This is a genomic window from Labilibacter marinus (genome assembly GCF_001659685.2).
Lineage (GTDB): Bacteria > Bacteroidota > Bacteroidia > Bacteroidales > Marinilabiliaceae > Saccharicrinis > Saccharicrinis marinus.
Window position 1 is genome coordinate 18,316 of the sequence record NZ_LXYE02000056.1, and the last position, 15,107, is coordinate 33,422.

Annotated in this window: 12 protein-coding genes and 1 pseudogene; all 13 read left to right on the forward strand. The window is 30.8% G+C overall.

Going from position 1 to position 15,107, the window contains the following annotated elements:
- The first annotated feature begins 6 nt into the window (after positions 1-6).
- The 13 genes and pseudogenes from A8L32_RS21595 to A8L32_RS21655 all read left to right on the forward strand — a co-directional run bounded on the left by A8L32_RS21595 (position 7) and on the right by A8L32_RS21655 (position 15,026).
- Complete coding sequence (locus tag A8L32_RS21595; RefSeq protein ID WP_066633200.1) at positions 7-2,358, forward strand: GumC family protein; 2,352 nt, start codon at positions 7-9, stop codon at positions 2,356-2,358.
- Positions 2,359-2,366: 8 nt separating this feature from the next.
- On the forward strand, positions 2,367-3,644 hold the full coding sequence (locus tag A8L32_RS21600; protein WP_066633201.1) for a hypothetical protein: 1,278 nt from the start codon (positions 2,367-2,369) through the stop codon (positions 3,642-3,644).
- Positions 3,641-4,996, forward strand: coding sequence for a lipopolysaccharide biosynthesis protein (locus tag A8L32_RS21605; protein WP_083631453.1), 1,356 nt, complete (start codon positions 3,641-3,643; stop codon positions 4,994-4,996). The genes A8L32_RS21600 and A8L32_RS21605 overlap by 4 nt, the downstream gene beginning before the upstream one ends.
- Positions 4,989-6,260: a glycosyltransferase family 4 protein gene (locus tag A8L32_RS21610; RefSeq protein WP_066633203.1), complete on the forward strand. Its 1,272-nt coding sequence runs from the start codon at positions 4,989-4,991 to the stop codon at positions 6,258-6,260. The genes A8L32_RS21605 and A8L32_RS21610 overlap by 8 nt, the downstream gene beginning before the upstream one ends.
- A 3-nt stretch (positions 6,261-6,263) precedes the next feature.
- Complete coding sequence (locus A8L32_RS21615; protein WP_066633204.1) at positions 6,264-7,235, forward strand: polysaccharide deacetylase family protein; 972 nt, start codon at positions 6,264-6,266, stop codon at positions 7,233-7,235.
- A gap of 136 nt (positions 7,236-7,371) precedes the next feature.
- Positions 7,372-7,911 (forward strand): acyltransferase, encoded by a 540-nt coding sequence (locus A8L32_RS23765; protein ID WP_158027276.1) that lies wholly within the window; start codon positions 7,372-7,374, stop codon positions 7,909-7,911.
- Between the two features lie 43 nt (positions 7,912-7,954).
- A complete protein-coding gene (locus tag A8L32_RS21625; protein ID WP_083631454.1) occupies positions 7,955-8,566 on the forward strand; it encodes an acyltransferase in 612 nt (203 codons plus the stop codon).
- Positions 8,567-8,571: 5 nt separating this feature from the next.
- Positions 8,572-9,906 (forward strand): glycosyltransferase, encoded by a 1,335-nt coding sequence (locus A8L32_RS21630; RefSeq protein WP_066633207.1) that lies wholly within the window; start codon positions 8,572-8,574, stop codon positions 9,904-9,906.
- Between the two features lie 272 nt (positions 9,907-10,178).
- Positions 10,179-10,331 (forward strand): annotated as a pseudogene (locus tag A8L32_RS23890) (DapH/DapD/GlmU-related protein); the annotation flags it as partial.
- 146 nt (positions 10,332-10,477) lie between these two features.
- Complete coding sequence (locus A8L32_RS21640) at positions 10,478-11,659, forward strand: glycosyltransferase (RefSeq protein WP_066633213.1); 1,182 nt, start codon at positions 10,478-10,480, stop codon at positions 11,657-11,659.
- 27 nt (positions 11,660-11,686) lie between these two features.
- Positions 11,687-12,796: a glycosyltransferase family 4 protein gene (locus A8L32_RS21645; RefSeq protein ID WP_066633214.1), complete on the forward strand. Its 1,110-nt coding sequence runs from the start codon at positions 11,687-11,689 to the stop codon at positions 12,794-12,796.
- A gap of 43 nt (positions 12,797-12,839) precedes the next feature.
- Positions 12,840-13,931 (forward strand): glycosyltransferase, encoded by a 1,092-nt coding sequence (locus A8L32_RS21650; protein ID WP_066633216.1) that lies wholly within the window; start codon positions 12,840-12,842, stop codon positions 13,929-13,931.
- A gap of 12 nt (positions 13,932-13,943) precedes the next feature.
- Complete coding sequence (locus A8L32_RS21655) at positions 13,944-15,026, forward strand: glycosyltransferase (protein WP_066633218.1); 1,083 nt, start codon at positions 13,944-13,946, stop codon at positions 15,024-15,026.
- The last annotated feature ends 81 nt before the right edge of the window (positions 15,027-15,107 follow it).

The following is a 15,107-nucleotide window of genomic DNA, read 5'->3' on the forward strand; positions in this document are numbered from 1 at the left end:
ATAGATATGACTAATTCTAATATGAACGAGTCCAATATTTTGGATGTAAAAACTCTTGTCGCTTTAATAGCGAAAAATTGGTTTCTAATTTTTTGTTTCGTGGGCGTGTCAGTTTCACTTGCTTTCATTTATAATAAATATAGTCCTAAAGTATATGAAGTTTCTACTACTGTTGTTATACACGAAGATACAAAGGGATTGGGTAATGCTTCTGCTCAATTACTTCAGGATATTGGTATTATGAGCTCGACTAAAAGTCTCGCAAATGAAATGGTTGCATTGAAGTCTGGACCCCTTATTTCAAGAGCCTTAGAAAAAATTGATTTTGAAATATCGTATTATGAGCACGATTTTTTTAAGCGGAAAGAATTATATAAATCATCTCCATTCATTGTTATAATCGATAAAAAGTTTCCTCAACCAATTGGTGAGGATTTTTATGTTGAAATCCTAAGCAAGGATTCTTGTCGTGTTAATGCTGAATCAGATGAAGTTTCAATTTATAGCTTTATTACTAAGGATATCGTTCAAAGAATTAGTCAAATAGAGTTTGACCAGCATATGGCATACGATACTTACCTGTACTCTGATCAAATGAAATTTAAGCTTATTCTTAATTCGAGTGTAGATGTTAGTGAGTTAATTGGCAAGAAATATTCTTTTAGAATTAATACAACTTATAGTTTAATTAGAGAGTATAAAAGACGAATTGAGGTTTTACCACCAGACTTAGAATCGACGCTAGCTGAAGTTAAAATCCTTACTGCTACACCAGAAAAAGAAATAGATTTTTTAAATAGTTTAACATCTTCTTATATAAATCTAGAGCTAGAGAAGAAACGTTTATCATCTCAAAAAACTATTCAATATATTAATACGCAGCTTAATATTGTAGGAGATTCATTGGAGCGGGCTGAATATAATTTACAAGCCTTTCGTTCAAGAAATGAGTTGACAAATATTACTATGCAGTCCAATCAGATTATTGAAGAAATGAGAGATTTGGAAAATGAGGAAGCAAAGTTAAAGGTGAGTCAGAAGTATTATGAGTACGTCAATGAATACTTTGAAGAAAATCAGGAATATGATGAACTTATTGCACCTTCCGCCATGGGAATTGATGATCCCATGTTAAATAATCTAATTGAAGAATTAATACGCCTAAATTCAGAACGAATTAATTTTATTGAAAATAATCAATCAAAAAGCCCATACCTTAGAAAGATTAATATAAGATTTGAGAATCTTAGAAAAATGGTTTCTGAAAACATTGCCTATTATAGACAAAATAATTTGATTGCTCTAGAGGATGTTTCGGCGCGAATAGAGAAGTTGAGTAGAGAAATGAAAAAAATGCCTTCGACTCAAAGAATGTTAGTAGGTATTGAAAGAGAATTTAATATCAATGATGCGATTTATACATATTTACTTGAAAAGAGAGCCGAAGCTGAAATCGCAAAGGCATCTTATGGAGCAGACACTGAAGTTGTAGAACCTGCTGATCTTCAAGGAGGAGCAAAATCGCCGAAGAAGAAATTGAATTATATTATCGCAGTCTTCTTGGGGTTAGTTATTCCAATCTCTTTCCTACGTATTGAACAATTGTTACGAAGGACCTATACCAGTGCTAGTGAATTAGATCATGTTGTTCAATTACCAAAAATTGGTAAAATATATCATAACAATAAAAAAGTTGAAAATATTGTTGACGAGTATCCTAAGTCAATTGTAGTAGAAAGTTTTCGGGGTATTAGAGCGAGGCTGAGATTTATGCTTAAAGATGAAGGGTGTAAGACGATCTCGATAAACTCAACCATTAGTGGAGAAGGAAAGTCGTTTGTTGCACTAAACACGTCTTTTGTTTTTGCTAGTGCAGGTTATAAGACAATTGTATTAAGGTTTGACTTAAGAAAAGAAGTAGATGGTTTGTATTCAAATAATAATGGGAAAGGACTAACAGAATTCTTAAGTAATCAAGTTTCTGTGGAAGATATAATTCATCAAACAGATAATAAAAATTTAGATATTATTTTCCCGGGTTCGTTATCTCCTAATCCTGCTGAATTAATAGCGTCGATTAGAACTGGCGAGTTATTTGAATATTTGAAACAAAAATATGACTACATTGTCGTCGATACGCCTCCTCTTGGTATTGTTTCAGACTCATATATTTTTATGGATTACATAGATATATGTATGTTCGTTGTAAGACTTAAAAAAACACCTAAAAATGAATTTTTAGAAGTGCAGAATGAACTTTTAAGAAGAAAGGTAAAATCTTGCATAATATATAATGACGTGCCGATTAAGAAATTTGATAAGTATGGACACGAATATTATAATGAAAATTCAATTTAGAGTTTTAAATGAATTTATATAAAGGACATTCAATTGCGAACCTGTTATGCCTTCTTGTAATATTATTTTTTAGTATTGCTCCGTTTGTTGGTTTTTTTACTTTGACATTTATCGGTAGAGAATTTCATTTATTTATATCTCTTCTAGGCTATGGTGTTGTATTTTTTAAGATTTTAGATGGACTTAGTATTAAGTTGTCAAACTATACTGTAGTACTTCTATTATTTGTAATTTATACCATAATCTCGGATGTCACTAAGGTTGGAGAAGGGTTTGGCTTTTATGACTTGCTTGGAAATAAATACATTACGAGCTTATTGATTTTTATAGTTCTTGATAATGTTGAGTTTGATAAGCCGTTTTATGAATTAATCATAAAAATAAGCACGGGTGTGCTTATTATTGCCTTTATAGTTATTTCAATGCAGCAGTTTGTTCATAAGGATATATTTATAAATCCAAAGTATAGGCATATTAATACTTCATTTGAAGAGTTAAGGCTAGGATCTATTTATACATGGCTTGGACCATCAGCTATTTTAGGATTAAGTTTTTTTCCCATAATGGCTGTAATTGTAGAAGAGAAAATTGCTAAGGGGAAGGATTATTTTGTCATATTTCTTTTAGGTGCCTTGGTGTCTTTTTTTAATAAGTCTAGGTTTATCATGCTAAATTATTTATTTACATGGATATTAATACCAATTTATAAAGGATTTAATTTAAGTGTTATTGTTAAATATTCTTTAATAGTAATAATGGCAGGTGTGTCATTGTATTATGGAGCTAAAACTGTAGAATATGATATTGATAAGATTATTAATGAAAGGATACTTGAGAAAAATAGAGGTGGTTTAACTCAGGGAAGTGCAGGAACAAGGTTAGTTGCATTTGAGGTATTTGGGAAGTTGTTTCCAAAAAATCCAATATTTGGTAAAGGAAAACTTCATTCATTTGGAAAAGAAGGCTCTAAAGATATAGAACTAGTTAGAACCATTCATGGTAGGTCGTCCCAAATTCATGTAGGCTATTTATCCCTGTTATACTATTATGGGCTTTTAGGTGGAGGAATATACATGTTATTTGTAGTACTTCTAACTAGAAGGTTAATAATGGATGCCAAAAAAACTCGAATGTGGGGTCCATTAATTGGATGGTTGTTGTTTTTGCTATCAAACACTACAACTGTTATGCTCGACTTTGTTTTAATGGGAATTGTTATACCATTATTTTTTAATAAATGGTATGTTTTAAATGCTAGTGATTGTAAAAAAAATGTGATGGCATGATAAAGAGTTTGGTCAATAAAATAGTAGGGGGGAATTCAAGGTCTAAACTTGCAAAAAAAAATATTTTATTTTCATTGATTATAAAATCGACTTGGATGGTTTTAGGTTTTATTACCATTCGTATGAATATAGATTATTTATCTAAGGAGACCTATGGTATTTGGGTTACTATTAGTTCGTTTATTGCTTGGTTCGATTTTCTTGATTTTGGTTTAGGTAATGGACTTAGGAATAAGTTTTCGGAATGTATTGCAAAAGGTGAAGATGATAAAGCTAAGGAGTATGTAAGTACTACTTATGCTACGATTGGGGTGATCTCGTTTATTTTATTATTCATATTTGTTGGAGTCCATTTTTTCGTAGAGTGGTATAAGGTTTTTAATACTTCCATTGAGTTAAAAGATTCTATTCAATTATTAATGATTTTTGTTTTTACGTCCTTTTCTTTAAGATTCGTTTTGAAATTAATTTCTACTGTTCTTACAGCAAATCATCAGCCATTTTACAAAGATTTATTTAGACTAATATCAAGAATAATTAGTTTAGGAATATTATTTTTTTTAATACGAACAACAGACAGTTCAATTTTATACTTGGGGATGCTTTATTGCATATCTCCATTAGTCGTGCTTCTCGGAGCTAATATCTTTTTTTACTCTAGTAAGTACAAGAAGTATGCACCTTCGTTTAAATTTGTGCGATTTTCACGTATTAATGGTGTAGTTAACTTAGGAATTAAATTCTTTGTTATACACTTGGCCACATTGGTTATGTTTTCTACAGATAATTTTTTGATTTCACATTTGTTTTCGCCTGAAGATGTAACTCCGTATGATTTGTCATATAAATATTTCCGTATTATAATTACTGCGGTTGGGATCTTTATGACTCCTTTTTGGTCGGCTTTTACAGATGCTTATACAAAAAATGATAATGATTGGATTAAAAAGATTATAAAGAAATTGCATCTAGTATGGGTTTTTCTTTTAGTTGTCGATGTAGTTATGGTATTATGTTCTGATTGGGTATATAATCTATTGGGTAAAGGAAAAGTTGATGTGCCTTTTTCTTTAACTTTAATGATGGCATTCTACGTTATCTACATGGCATTTTCATCAATATATATGAATTTTTTAAATGGAGTTGGGAAAGTTAAGATACAGTTTTATATTGCTATACCAGCTGCATTATTGAATATACCTCTTTCGATATTTTTTGCTAAAACTCTTGATCTTGGATTAATGGGAATTATCATGGCAACTATCGTTTGTGCCTCTTTTGGACCATTATTTGGTCCCTATCAATACAAAAAAATTATTTCAGGTAAAGCTAAAGGCATATTAAATGAATAAGAAATATAAAATACTTTGGTTTACAAACTCTCCAGTTAGGGCAAAGGATATTGTTGGCTCAAAAACTCAAGGAGGTGGATGGATGGATTCATTGCAGGAAAAACTTGAAGCTAATAAATATATTGAGCTTCATATTTGTTTTAATTGGTCTAGGCCATTAGATAGATTTGAACATTCAAATTCAATTTATCATCCAGTTTATACGCCAATGCCTTCGAATGTAATAAAAAGGAAATTCGAAAAGGGAGATGTACGAAAAGATAATCAGATTAGAAACTATGAGCAAATCGTAAATGATATAGAACCTGATGTAATAAATGTTTTTGGGTCAGAAGGTTTGTTTGGACTAATTATACCAAAGATTAAAGTACCTGTTGTTATATGGTTCCAAGGCAGTATACACCATTGTAACTTAAAATGGAATACATTTTTAAGTAATAAAGATCTACTTAAATATGGGAATCTTAAACGAAATGTAAAAGGAAGGGGAATTTTAGCAAGAAGTAAAAGATTGTTAAAAACGGAAGAGCAAGAAAGTGATATATTAAAAAGTACCAAGTTTATAATAGGTAGAACTGCTTGGGATAAAAGAATACTAAAAATAATGGCCCCAAATGCTAAGTATTTTCATGTTGAAGAGATGCTTAGAGAGCCGTTTTATAATGAGAAATGGCAAAAGAAGAGGACAGGAACCTTTAAGATAATTAGTGTATTATCTCCGCAGACGTTTAAAGGATTTGAAGCGATATTTGGATGTATGGAACGGCTTAATGCAATTAACAACCATATCGAATGGCATATTGTTGGTTGTAATGGTAAAGAGGAAGTTATAAGCATTTTTTGTAAAAAGATGAAGCTTGATCCGGATAAAATAAATGTGAAATTTCGAGGACTTAAAAATCCTAATGAAATGGTAAAATTATTCTTGGATAGCGACTTATTTGTTCATACTTCGCACATTGAAAATTCTTCGAATGCTATTCAGGAAGCTATGTTAATGGGTATGCCTGTTATTGCCACAGCTGTTGGGGGAACTCCAAGCATATTAAAAAATGGTGTAGAGGGTATTTTAGTACAAGCAGGGGATTGGTTTGAGTTAGCTGGAGCGATATTGGATTTGAAAGAAAATGAAGAAGTAGCCCAAAGTCTTGGGATGAGAGCTCGTTCTTTAGGGTTAAAGAGACAAGAGACAGATAAAATTGTAAATGATTTAGTAAACGTTTACCAAGAGATAACAAATGAAGCTAATAAATTGAATTCTTAAAAAATGAACATAAAGAGTATTTTTAAAAGGTTTGACTATTTTTTAGCTCGCTTGCTTATTTTATTTGGCTATAACAAAGGATATTTAATTTCTTTTCTGTTTCATGGTATTTTCACTGATGAAAATGAGGCATTTAAGGGAGATTGTGATCCTCAGCAAGCTATAACATTACTGAGGTTTGAAAGCATTATAAAGTTTTATAAAAAAAGAGGATACCAATTTGTATCTCCTCATGATGATTTTTGTAATTTGGATAGAAAGGGGAAATATGTTCTCTTAAGTTTTGATGATGGGTATTATAATAATACTAGAGTTGTACCTATTTTAATGAAATATCAAGTACCTGCTGTTTTCTTTATTTCATCAGGGCACTCAATTAATCAAAAAAGTTATTGGTGGGATGCTGTTTATCGAACAGAGTTTAAGTTGGGAAAAAGAGGAAAGGATATTCTAGATATACAGAATGGTTTAAAAGGCAATAAAACTATTGATATAGAAAGTCAATTAGAGGCTAATTATGGCAAAGGTATATTATGCCCTATTGGTGATACAGATAGACCAATGACTACTGGTGAGCTAAAAGAGTTTGAATCTAACTCGATGGTTTATATTGGAAATCATACGAATAATCATGAAATTATCACTAACCTGAATGATGATGAGTTACAAGATGAATTAATTAAATGTAAAGACTATGTTAATAGTGTTGCGAGTAAAGGAGCATATATGTTTGCATATCCTAATGGAGCATACAATAGAACACAATTAGATTTAATTAAGAATACAGGTTATAAATTGGCTATAACGACTGAAAGAGGACGTAATAAGCTTCCTTTTAAGGATGAAGATAAAATGCAGATTAAGAGGTTTATCCCTAAAAGTACTTATGGTAATAAGTATTATTATTCATGCATGTACGATTTATATTTATTTAGAAAGTGGTACGATATTGTGAAGAAGCTTTTAATAAGCTAACTATAGTAGAAGAATATTTATCTATAAAGGTTTTGTAATCATGAAAGATTATCATAGAAATGACATAACAGGTTTCATGTGGTATAAGTATAGGCAGCTTAAGAAAAAAATCCTTTCTTTGATTTATAGTATATATATGAGAGCGATTTGTTCTTTAAAAGGAGTCAAGTTAGGAAAGAATGTTAAGTTTAATGGGAAATGCTTTGTCCGTAGATACCCTTCTTCCTCCATTAGCATAGGCGATGGAAGCTTTTTTGTTTCGTCAAAATGGGCTTCCCCACATAGTATTTCAAATCAGTGCTCGTTTGTAACACTTAATGATAAGGCCCGAATAAAAATAGGAAAAAATGTTGGGGGTACTTCTGCAACTATTACTTCTGCAGTTGATATAACTATAGGAGATAATGTGTTATTAGGTGTAAATACTAATGTGATGGATACCGATTGGCATCATTCCGATCCAGACAAAAGACATACTAGCCCAACGCCTAAATCTGTTATTATTGAAAATAATGTATTTATTGGTACAAACAGTGTGGTTTTAAAGGGAGTTAAAATTGGTAGGAATTCTATTATTGGAGCGAATAGTGTAGTTTATGGTAACATACCAGAGAACTGTATTGCTATAGGTAATCCATGTAAGGTAATAATGAAAAGAAATTGGGATAAAGAATAAACGTTTATAACCAATATTTATTGAACACAAATATATTATCTGTATGAAAAAAGATATTTTAGGTTATGTTATACGGAAGTTGAGAAAATACAGATTGAAATTTGAACAGTTTAGATCAGGTATTATAATGAGAGTTTCCTTAAAAATTAGGGGTGTAAAACTTGGAAAAGGTTGCATATTTAATGGATTAGCGAGCTTTTCTAGATATCCTGAAAGCCGAATTGAATTGGGAGGAAGTACCAGGTTTGCATCAAGCTCTAAATATAATTTAGCTGGAATTTACAGAAAAACAACAATTTCCACTTTACGAAAAGGAGCAGTCTTAAAAATTGGAAAAAACTGCGGATTAAGTGGAACTGTTATTGGTGCTGCAAACAATATTGATATTGGTGATAATGTTTTATGTGGTGCGAATGTTTTTATTTCAGATTTTGATTGGCATAACATACATCCACAGAAAAGAAGGATACCATGTAACTCTTCAGCGCCAGTTCAAATAGGTAATAATGTATGGTTAGGGTTAAACTCTAGTGTGTTAAAAGGAGTACGTATTGGAGAAAATACAATAATTGGAGCCAATAGTGTGGTTACAAAAGATATACCTGCAAATGTTATAGCAGCTGGTAACCCTTGTAAAGTAATAAAACAATTGTAATTCATATGTATAAAAAATCTCATCCCAAAATTTTGGTAATTGGGAACTCAATAAACCTAAATACAGGTGGAGGAATTACTTTTTTTAATTTATTTAAGGGCTGGCCAAAGGATAAAATAATTGTAGCAGCTAAAAAAATAGATGTTGAAGGAATTGAATTATGTCATCGATATTATAGGTTTGGTTATGATGAAACAAGACGTCCGTGGCCATTAAATAAACTTCAGCCTAAATATGAGTCGGAGGAAGTTAGTTTTGAACAATCCGCAAAGGTAGATAATAATGGAATGAAATATAGCCTGAAGGAATCTAAATATGACAAGTCATTTAAAAACAAAATGATAAATTTCTTACATATATTAGGTATTCATAATGTAATATTTCGATTATTTCCATCAAATAAATTTATAAGTTGGGTGAAAAAGGAGAAGCCTGATATTATTTATACTCAGTTAGGGTCAATAGAATCTGTGCAGTTTACGAGAAAATTATACAAATATATATCTATTCCAATAGTAGTTCATATAATGGATGACTGGATGTCAATAATTAATAAAGGTGGATTATCTAAGCTTTATTGGAATGAAAAAATGCAACGAGATATTCGTTATATATTTGAGAATGCACGTGGACATATGAGTATTTGTGATGAAATGAGCAAAGAATATAAAAAACGATATAATCTTGAATTTATTCCCTTTCATAATTGTATTGATTTAGAGTTTTGGTCAAAATATTCCGATAATAAATCGGAAAACAAATCCTTTACTATTTTGTATGCAGGACGTATTGGCAAAGGTACATCTCATTCTGTGGTAACAATTTCAAATTCAATAGAAAGCCTTAGTAAGAGTGGACTAAATATTAAATTTGAGATTCAATGTGGCAAAATTGAAGAAACAATAAAAAAGGAATTATTAAAAAATGAGAGTACTGTAATTAAGGCCTATATACCATATGACGAATTGCCTAATAAATTTTCTAATGTAGATTTGCTGGTTTTACCAATGGATTTTGATGAAGCCAATCTTGATTTTATAAGATTTTCTATGCCTACTAAGGTGCCTGAGTATATGGCTTCAGGCACCCCAATTTTTGTTTTTGCACATGAAAGTACAGCATTAAGTAAATACGCAAAGAATGAAGGGTGGGCTTTTGTGATGAATTCGAATAAAGAGAAAAGTATTTCTGATTTACTTAAAACCATATATTTAGATAGTAATGCGAGAACTCAGGTAAGAGAAAAAGCATTGCAGGTTGTTAATCGTAATCATATCGGTATTAAGGTGCGAGATGAATTTTTAGGTCAGTTAAAAGGGATAGAAAATAATACTAAATAATTGTAACTATGATGAAGAGTTTTAGAGAGTTTTATCATAAATTAAGAATTCATTTAGCAGGCCAATATGATCGCCCTAAGCTTTATGAAAAGTATTATGGAATTAAAATAGGTGAAAAGACTAGGATTACGGGGAAGTTGCACTTAGGTTCCGAACCCTTCTTAATTGAAGTGGGAAGAAATGTTCGCCTTACTCAGGAGATTAGGTTTATAACTCATGGTGGAGTATCTATTTTTAGGGATAAACACCCAGGGTTGAATTTTTTTGGCAGAATAAAAATTGGAGATAATGTAATAATAGGTTCAAGTGCAATAATTTGCCCAAATGTAACTATAGGTGATAATGTTATTGTAGGAGCTGGTAGTGTTGTTACAAAAAGTATTCCTTCAAATTCTATTGCAGGAGGCAACCCTGCAAAAGTAATTACTTCAATAGAAGAATATAAGGATAGAAAACTTAAAACTGGAGTCTATATTTTTGAAAAAGACCCAAAGAAAAGAAAGGAAGAGATTCTTCGAGAATTAGAAAATAAAGAAAAAGAATTGGGAATTATAAAGTAATTCATTTACCAATGCAGCAAAAAAAAATAATTTCAATAGGCCTAAATGGTTTTCCTAAAGGAACAGCGCCCGTTCAAAAATTGAAAATGATGGGTAAGGCGATCATTGAAGAAGGGGTGGAATTTTGTGTAATAAGAAATTCCTTTGTAAAAAAGACTAAGTTAACAGAGAACTTAAATGAAAGAGGAAATGTTGAAGGTATTGATTATATATTGATGGCTCCTCATGTTTTTACGCCGAATTCATTTGTTACAAAAGTGTATAGCAGAGTAGCAGGTAAGGTAAATGAGTTTTTTTACATATTATCATTGTATAGAAACAAAAATATAAGTGGAGCAATTGTATATTGTAATAAGTTTATATACAGTCTATTTTGGGGGCTAATGTTTAAACTTCTAAAAATACCATCATACTTAGTGTATTTTGAGTTGCGTTCATCTGTAGACACTAGAAAAAAGTGGTATTTAAAGCTTAATGATAAAATGTATGATCGTTTTATGTTTTATTTTCATGATGGCTTTTTTGTTATCAGTCAACTATTGACTCAGCATATTAATAAATATACTCCTAATAAACCAAAAATATACCTCCCTCCAATAGTAGACTTTGCTTTATATGACTCAGAACCTAGATTAAATGGAGAATCGTATTTTTTATATTGTGGTTCTTTATCATACTTTGATGTTATACGCTTTATAGTTGATAGTTATGAGGAGTCACAGGTTAATACCATTAATTTGAAGTTAGTTGTTAATGGTAGCACTACATTATTAAAAAAATTACATCAGTTAATAGAGGAAAAATCGTTAAAGGAGAAAGTTGAAATATTAAGTGGAGTGTCAAATAAAGAATTAGTAGGGTTGTATGTAAATTCAAATGCATTACTGATCCCCTTAAGAGATACTGCTCAGGATATTGCACGCTTTCCTCATAAGGTTGCAGAATATTGCGCAGCCAATAGTCCTATTGTTTCTACTAAATATGGTGAAATAGCGAGACTTTTTGATGATACTTCAGCATTGTTAGCTGAGAAGTTTGACGTTAAGATGTTTGCTGAGAAACTTAGGTATGTAGAAGAAAATCCTGATCAATCTAGGTGTATAGGAAATAATAGTTATAAGCTTGGGAAGGATAAATTTGATTATAGAAAATACTCTAAGCCAATTCTGGAGAGTATGTTATCTGATAGATAGTGAGGTTCTTTAATAAAATCATAAAAAATGAAAACGAAGATTTTTTTCTTTGGAGTAAAATATTTTCCTTCTAAAGGAGGCACGAGTAGAGTTGTTGAAAACATTATTAGAAAATTGTCTGAGCAATATGATATTTCTATATTCTGTTATAAAAATAAAGCAGCTAAAGGTTATATTAAAAATGTAAAAACAGTTGAAATAAAGGAGTTTCCTTTTAAGGAGGTTGGGGTTCTATTTTATAATTTCCTATGTACCTTATATCTTCTATTAAAAGTCCCTAAAACAACAATAATTCATGCCCATAAGGTTGATTGTGCACTTTTTGTACCAATATTAAGATTAAAGTTTAAAGTTGTGTTGACATCTCATGAGGCGGCCTACCATAGAGATAAATGGAATTTTGTTGGGAAGCTTTATTTTAAACTAATGGAGTTTATATTCATAAACAGTGGGGCATACCTAACGTCTATATCAAAACCATTAACAGAGTATTATAATGGTAAGTATGGAGATAGAGTTCAATTTATACCAAATGGAATTGATATAAATGAATCTATTGATTCAGAAAGCGCTAAGAATATTTTAAATATTAATGCAGTAACTGGAGATTATGTACTTTTTGCAGCGCGAAGAGTAATGTCTACGAAAGGTTTACATACAATGCTAGAGGCGCTTTCATTAGTGAATTATAAAAATCCGATTGTAGTAGCGGGAGATTTGAGCCATGCGACGAGTTATGTTAATGGTCTAAAGAAAAAACATAGTGATTTAAATGTTAAATACATCGGTTATGTAGACGGTTTAGAAAAGTTAATGGGACTTATTCAGTTATCTGAATTGTTTATTTTCCCATCGGAGATAGAGGGAATGTCCATCATGTTAATGGAGGTGTCTGCATCAAAAAAGTTTATTGTAAGCAGTGATATTCCTGAAAATACATCAGTATTCTCTGATGAAGAGATGTTGTTTTTTGAGAATAAGAATTCTAATGACCTTGCGGATAAAATACAGTTTGCTTTTGAACATCCTGATGAAATGAAAGACAAAGCGGAAAATTCTTATAAGTTAATACAAAAGAAATACAGCTGGACTCGCATAGCCGAACAATATAGTAAAATTTACTATTCTTTGAATTAATTATAAGTTTATTAAGTAGTAATAAATATTCTATATTATTGGCATGAAGGTTTTAATGATTACAGATAATCTAATGAAGGGTGGTAAGGAAAGACGTTTGTTAGAATTACTGCGATATTTTGATAATATAAATAGTATACAAATTAAACTAGTATTGCTTAAAGACTTGGTCGAATATCCTTCTGTTTTCGAGCTAAAAAGGACTGAGGTAATTATTTTAAAGCGTAAGATAAAAAAGGATCCAACGGTATATTTTAAATTATGGAGTATTGTTAGTTCTTTTCGTCCTGATTTAGTGCATAGCTGGGGAACTATGCCGTCGGTTTACATGTTTTCCATTTGTGCATTAAAAAACATACCATTGTTAAATGCAATGATAACCAATGCGATGTGTGTTAAATATTCTTCAACATGGTATAGGGCTAAGTTAACATTTCCTTTTTCTAAGATAGTACTTGCTAATTCGCAAGCTGGGTTGGATGCATATAGCGTACCAATTAAAAAAGGTCGTGTGATTTACAATGGTTTTAATTTTGATAGATTTAATAATCGTAAGAATGAGTATAATGTTAAAGTTAAATATGGTGTTGAAACTCCTATTTGCGTTGGAATGGTAGCATCATTCACAAAAAGGAAAGACTATGAAACTTACTTAAATGTTGCTAGTGAAATTTGTAAAAAAAGGAATGATATAACTTTTTTTGCAATTGGAGATGGACCTATGTTAGCCGATTATAAAGTACGTTATAAAGATTGTGAAAATATTGTATTTACTGGCAATGTTATGGATGTAGAGTCAATAATAAATATTCTTAATGTAGGAGTGTTATTATCAAACCCTTCTTTTCATTTGGAAGGCATATCGAATGCATTAATGGAAATGATGGCCTGTGGAGTACCTGTAATTGCGAGTAAAGGAGGAGGAACAGATGAGCTTATCGATCATTTAAAGACAGGTATATTAGTTAGTTCTTGTAACAGTCGAGAGTATACAAAATGGCTATTAAAAGTTATAGAGGATGAGGATATTTCAGAACGTTTGTCTAAAAATGCTATTAATATAATTACTAAAAAGTTTAGTATTGAATCTATGGGGGGGAATACGCTTAAATTGTATAATAATATAAAAGATTAAAGTCAGAATAGTATGCAAAAGTCGATAGCTATTTTAATCGGGTCATTAGCAAAAGGAGGAGCGGAGAAACAGTGTATATTATTAGCTCTCGCTCTTTCTCAACATTATAAAGTAACTCTTTTTATCCAGGATATAAATCGTAGTGCAAAGAGTAATCTGGATAGAGTAATGGTAGGAAATGTTACAATAGTTGAAGTTAAGGGTAACCTATTTAAAAAAGTTAACATTTTAAATAAAAGTATTTTAGAAGAAAATATTTTTCTATTGTTTTCATATTTAACAATGGATAACTTTTTGGCCGGTCTGGTAAAGTTAAATAATAGAAAATTAAATGTTATAGGAGGGGTTAGGAACTGTAAATTGGAAGCGCATAAATTGTGGTTAACAAAACTATTACATAATAATGTTTTTGATGCAACAATATTCAACAATATTGACGGGATGAAGAGCTTCATTAAAAAAGGTTTTAAAAAGGACAAATCTAGGATGATACATAATTGTATTGACCTTGATAAGGAAGAAATTGATAGAGAAAGTAAAGATTGCCTAAACGTGATAAGTGTAGGCCGGTTTGTTAAGCAAAAGGACTACTTTACTGCTTTAAAAGTATTTAAAAAGTTATCCGAATTTTATCGAGGAAAGATAAATCTCAAATATAATATTGTTGGCTATGGTATACTTGAACATGAAATAAGGGATTTTATTGATCAAAATAAAATAAAAGGAGTTGATTTAGTAGTTAACCCTAGACCAGAAATAATCAAACAATTATATATTGAGTCTCACGTTTATTTATGTACATCCATTTTTGAAGGTCTTTCAAATACTTTGTTGGAGGCGGCCTTTTATAAATTACCTATTGTATGTACAAATGTGGGAGATAATACCGAAATTGTTCTGCATGAATCAACGGGGTTTGTCGTTAACGCATTAGATGTTAATCAACTTGTAGCTGCAATGAAATTATTAATTAATGATGATTCTTTACGAACCAAGTTTGGAGAAGCTGGAAGTATACATGTAAGTGAAAGTTTTTCAGTTAACAAATTCAAGGAAAATTATTTGCAGCTAATATCTAGCTATACTAATTGCTAATATATAAATAATGTTGTTTAATTCATTTATTTTTATATTCTTTCTAGCGGTTTCTATACCAGTGTATTATAGTTTAGCCAG

Coding starts and splice junctions, on each gene's coding strand:
- A8L32_RS23765 (WP_158027276.1), top strand. CDS start 7,372: ATGAGAGCGATTTGTTCTTTAAAAGGAGTCAAGTTAGGAAAGAATGTT.
- A8L32_RS21625 (WP_083631454.1), top strand. CDS start 7,955: ATGAAAAAAGATATTTTAGGTTATGTTATACGGAAGTTGAGAAAATAC.
- A8L32_RS21600 (WP_066633201.1), top strand. CDS start 2,367: ATGAATTTATATAAAGGACATTCAATTGCGAACCTGTTATGCCTTCTT.
- A8L32_RS21650 (WP_066633216.1), top strand. CDS start 12,840: ATGAAGGTTTTAATGATTACAGATAATCTAATGAAGGGTGGTAAGGAA.
- A8L32_RS21640 (WP_066633213.1), top strand. CDS start 10,478: ATGCAGCAAAAAAAAATAATTTCAATAGGCCTAAATGGTTTTCCTAAA.
- A8L32_RS21595 (WP_066633200.1), top strand. CDS start 7: ATGACTAATTCTAATATGAACGAGTCCAATATTTTGGATGTAAAAACT.
- A8L32_RS21645 (WP_066633214.1), top strand. CDS start 11,687: ATGAAAACGAAGATTTTTTTCTTTGGAGTAAAATATTTTCCTTCTAAA.
- A8L32_RS21630 (WP_066633207.1), top strand. CDS start 8,572: ATGTATAAAAAATCTCATCCCAAAATTTTGGTAATTGGGAACTCAATA.
- A8L32_RS21615 (WP_066633204.1), top strand. CDS start 6,264: ATGAACATAAAGAGTATTTTTAAAAGGTTTGACTATTTTTTAGCTCGC.
- A8L32_RS21655 (WP_066633218.1), top strand. CDS start 13,944: ATGCAAAAGTCGATAGCTATTTTAATCGGGTCATTAGCAAAAGGAGGA.
- A8L32_RS21610 (WP_066633203.1), top strand. CDS start 4,989: ATGAATAAGAAATATAAAATACTTTGGTTTACAAACTCTCCAGTTAGG.
- A8L32_RS21605 (WP_083631453.1), top strand. CDS start 3,641: ATGATAAAGAGTTTGGTCAATAAAATAGTAGGGGGGAATTCAAGGTCT.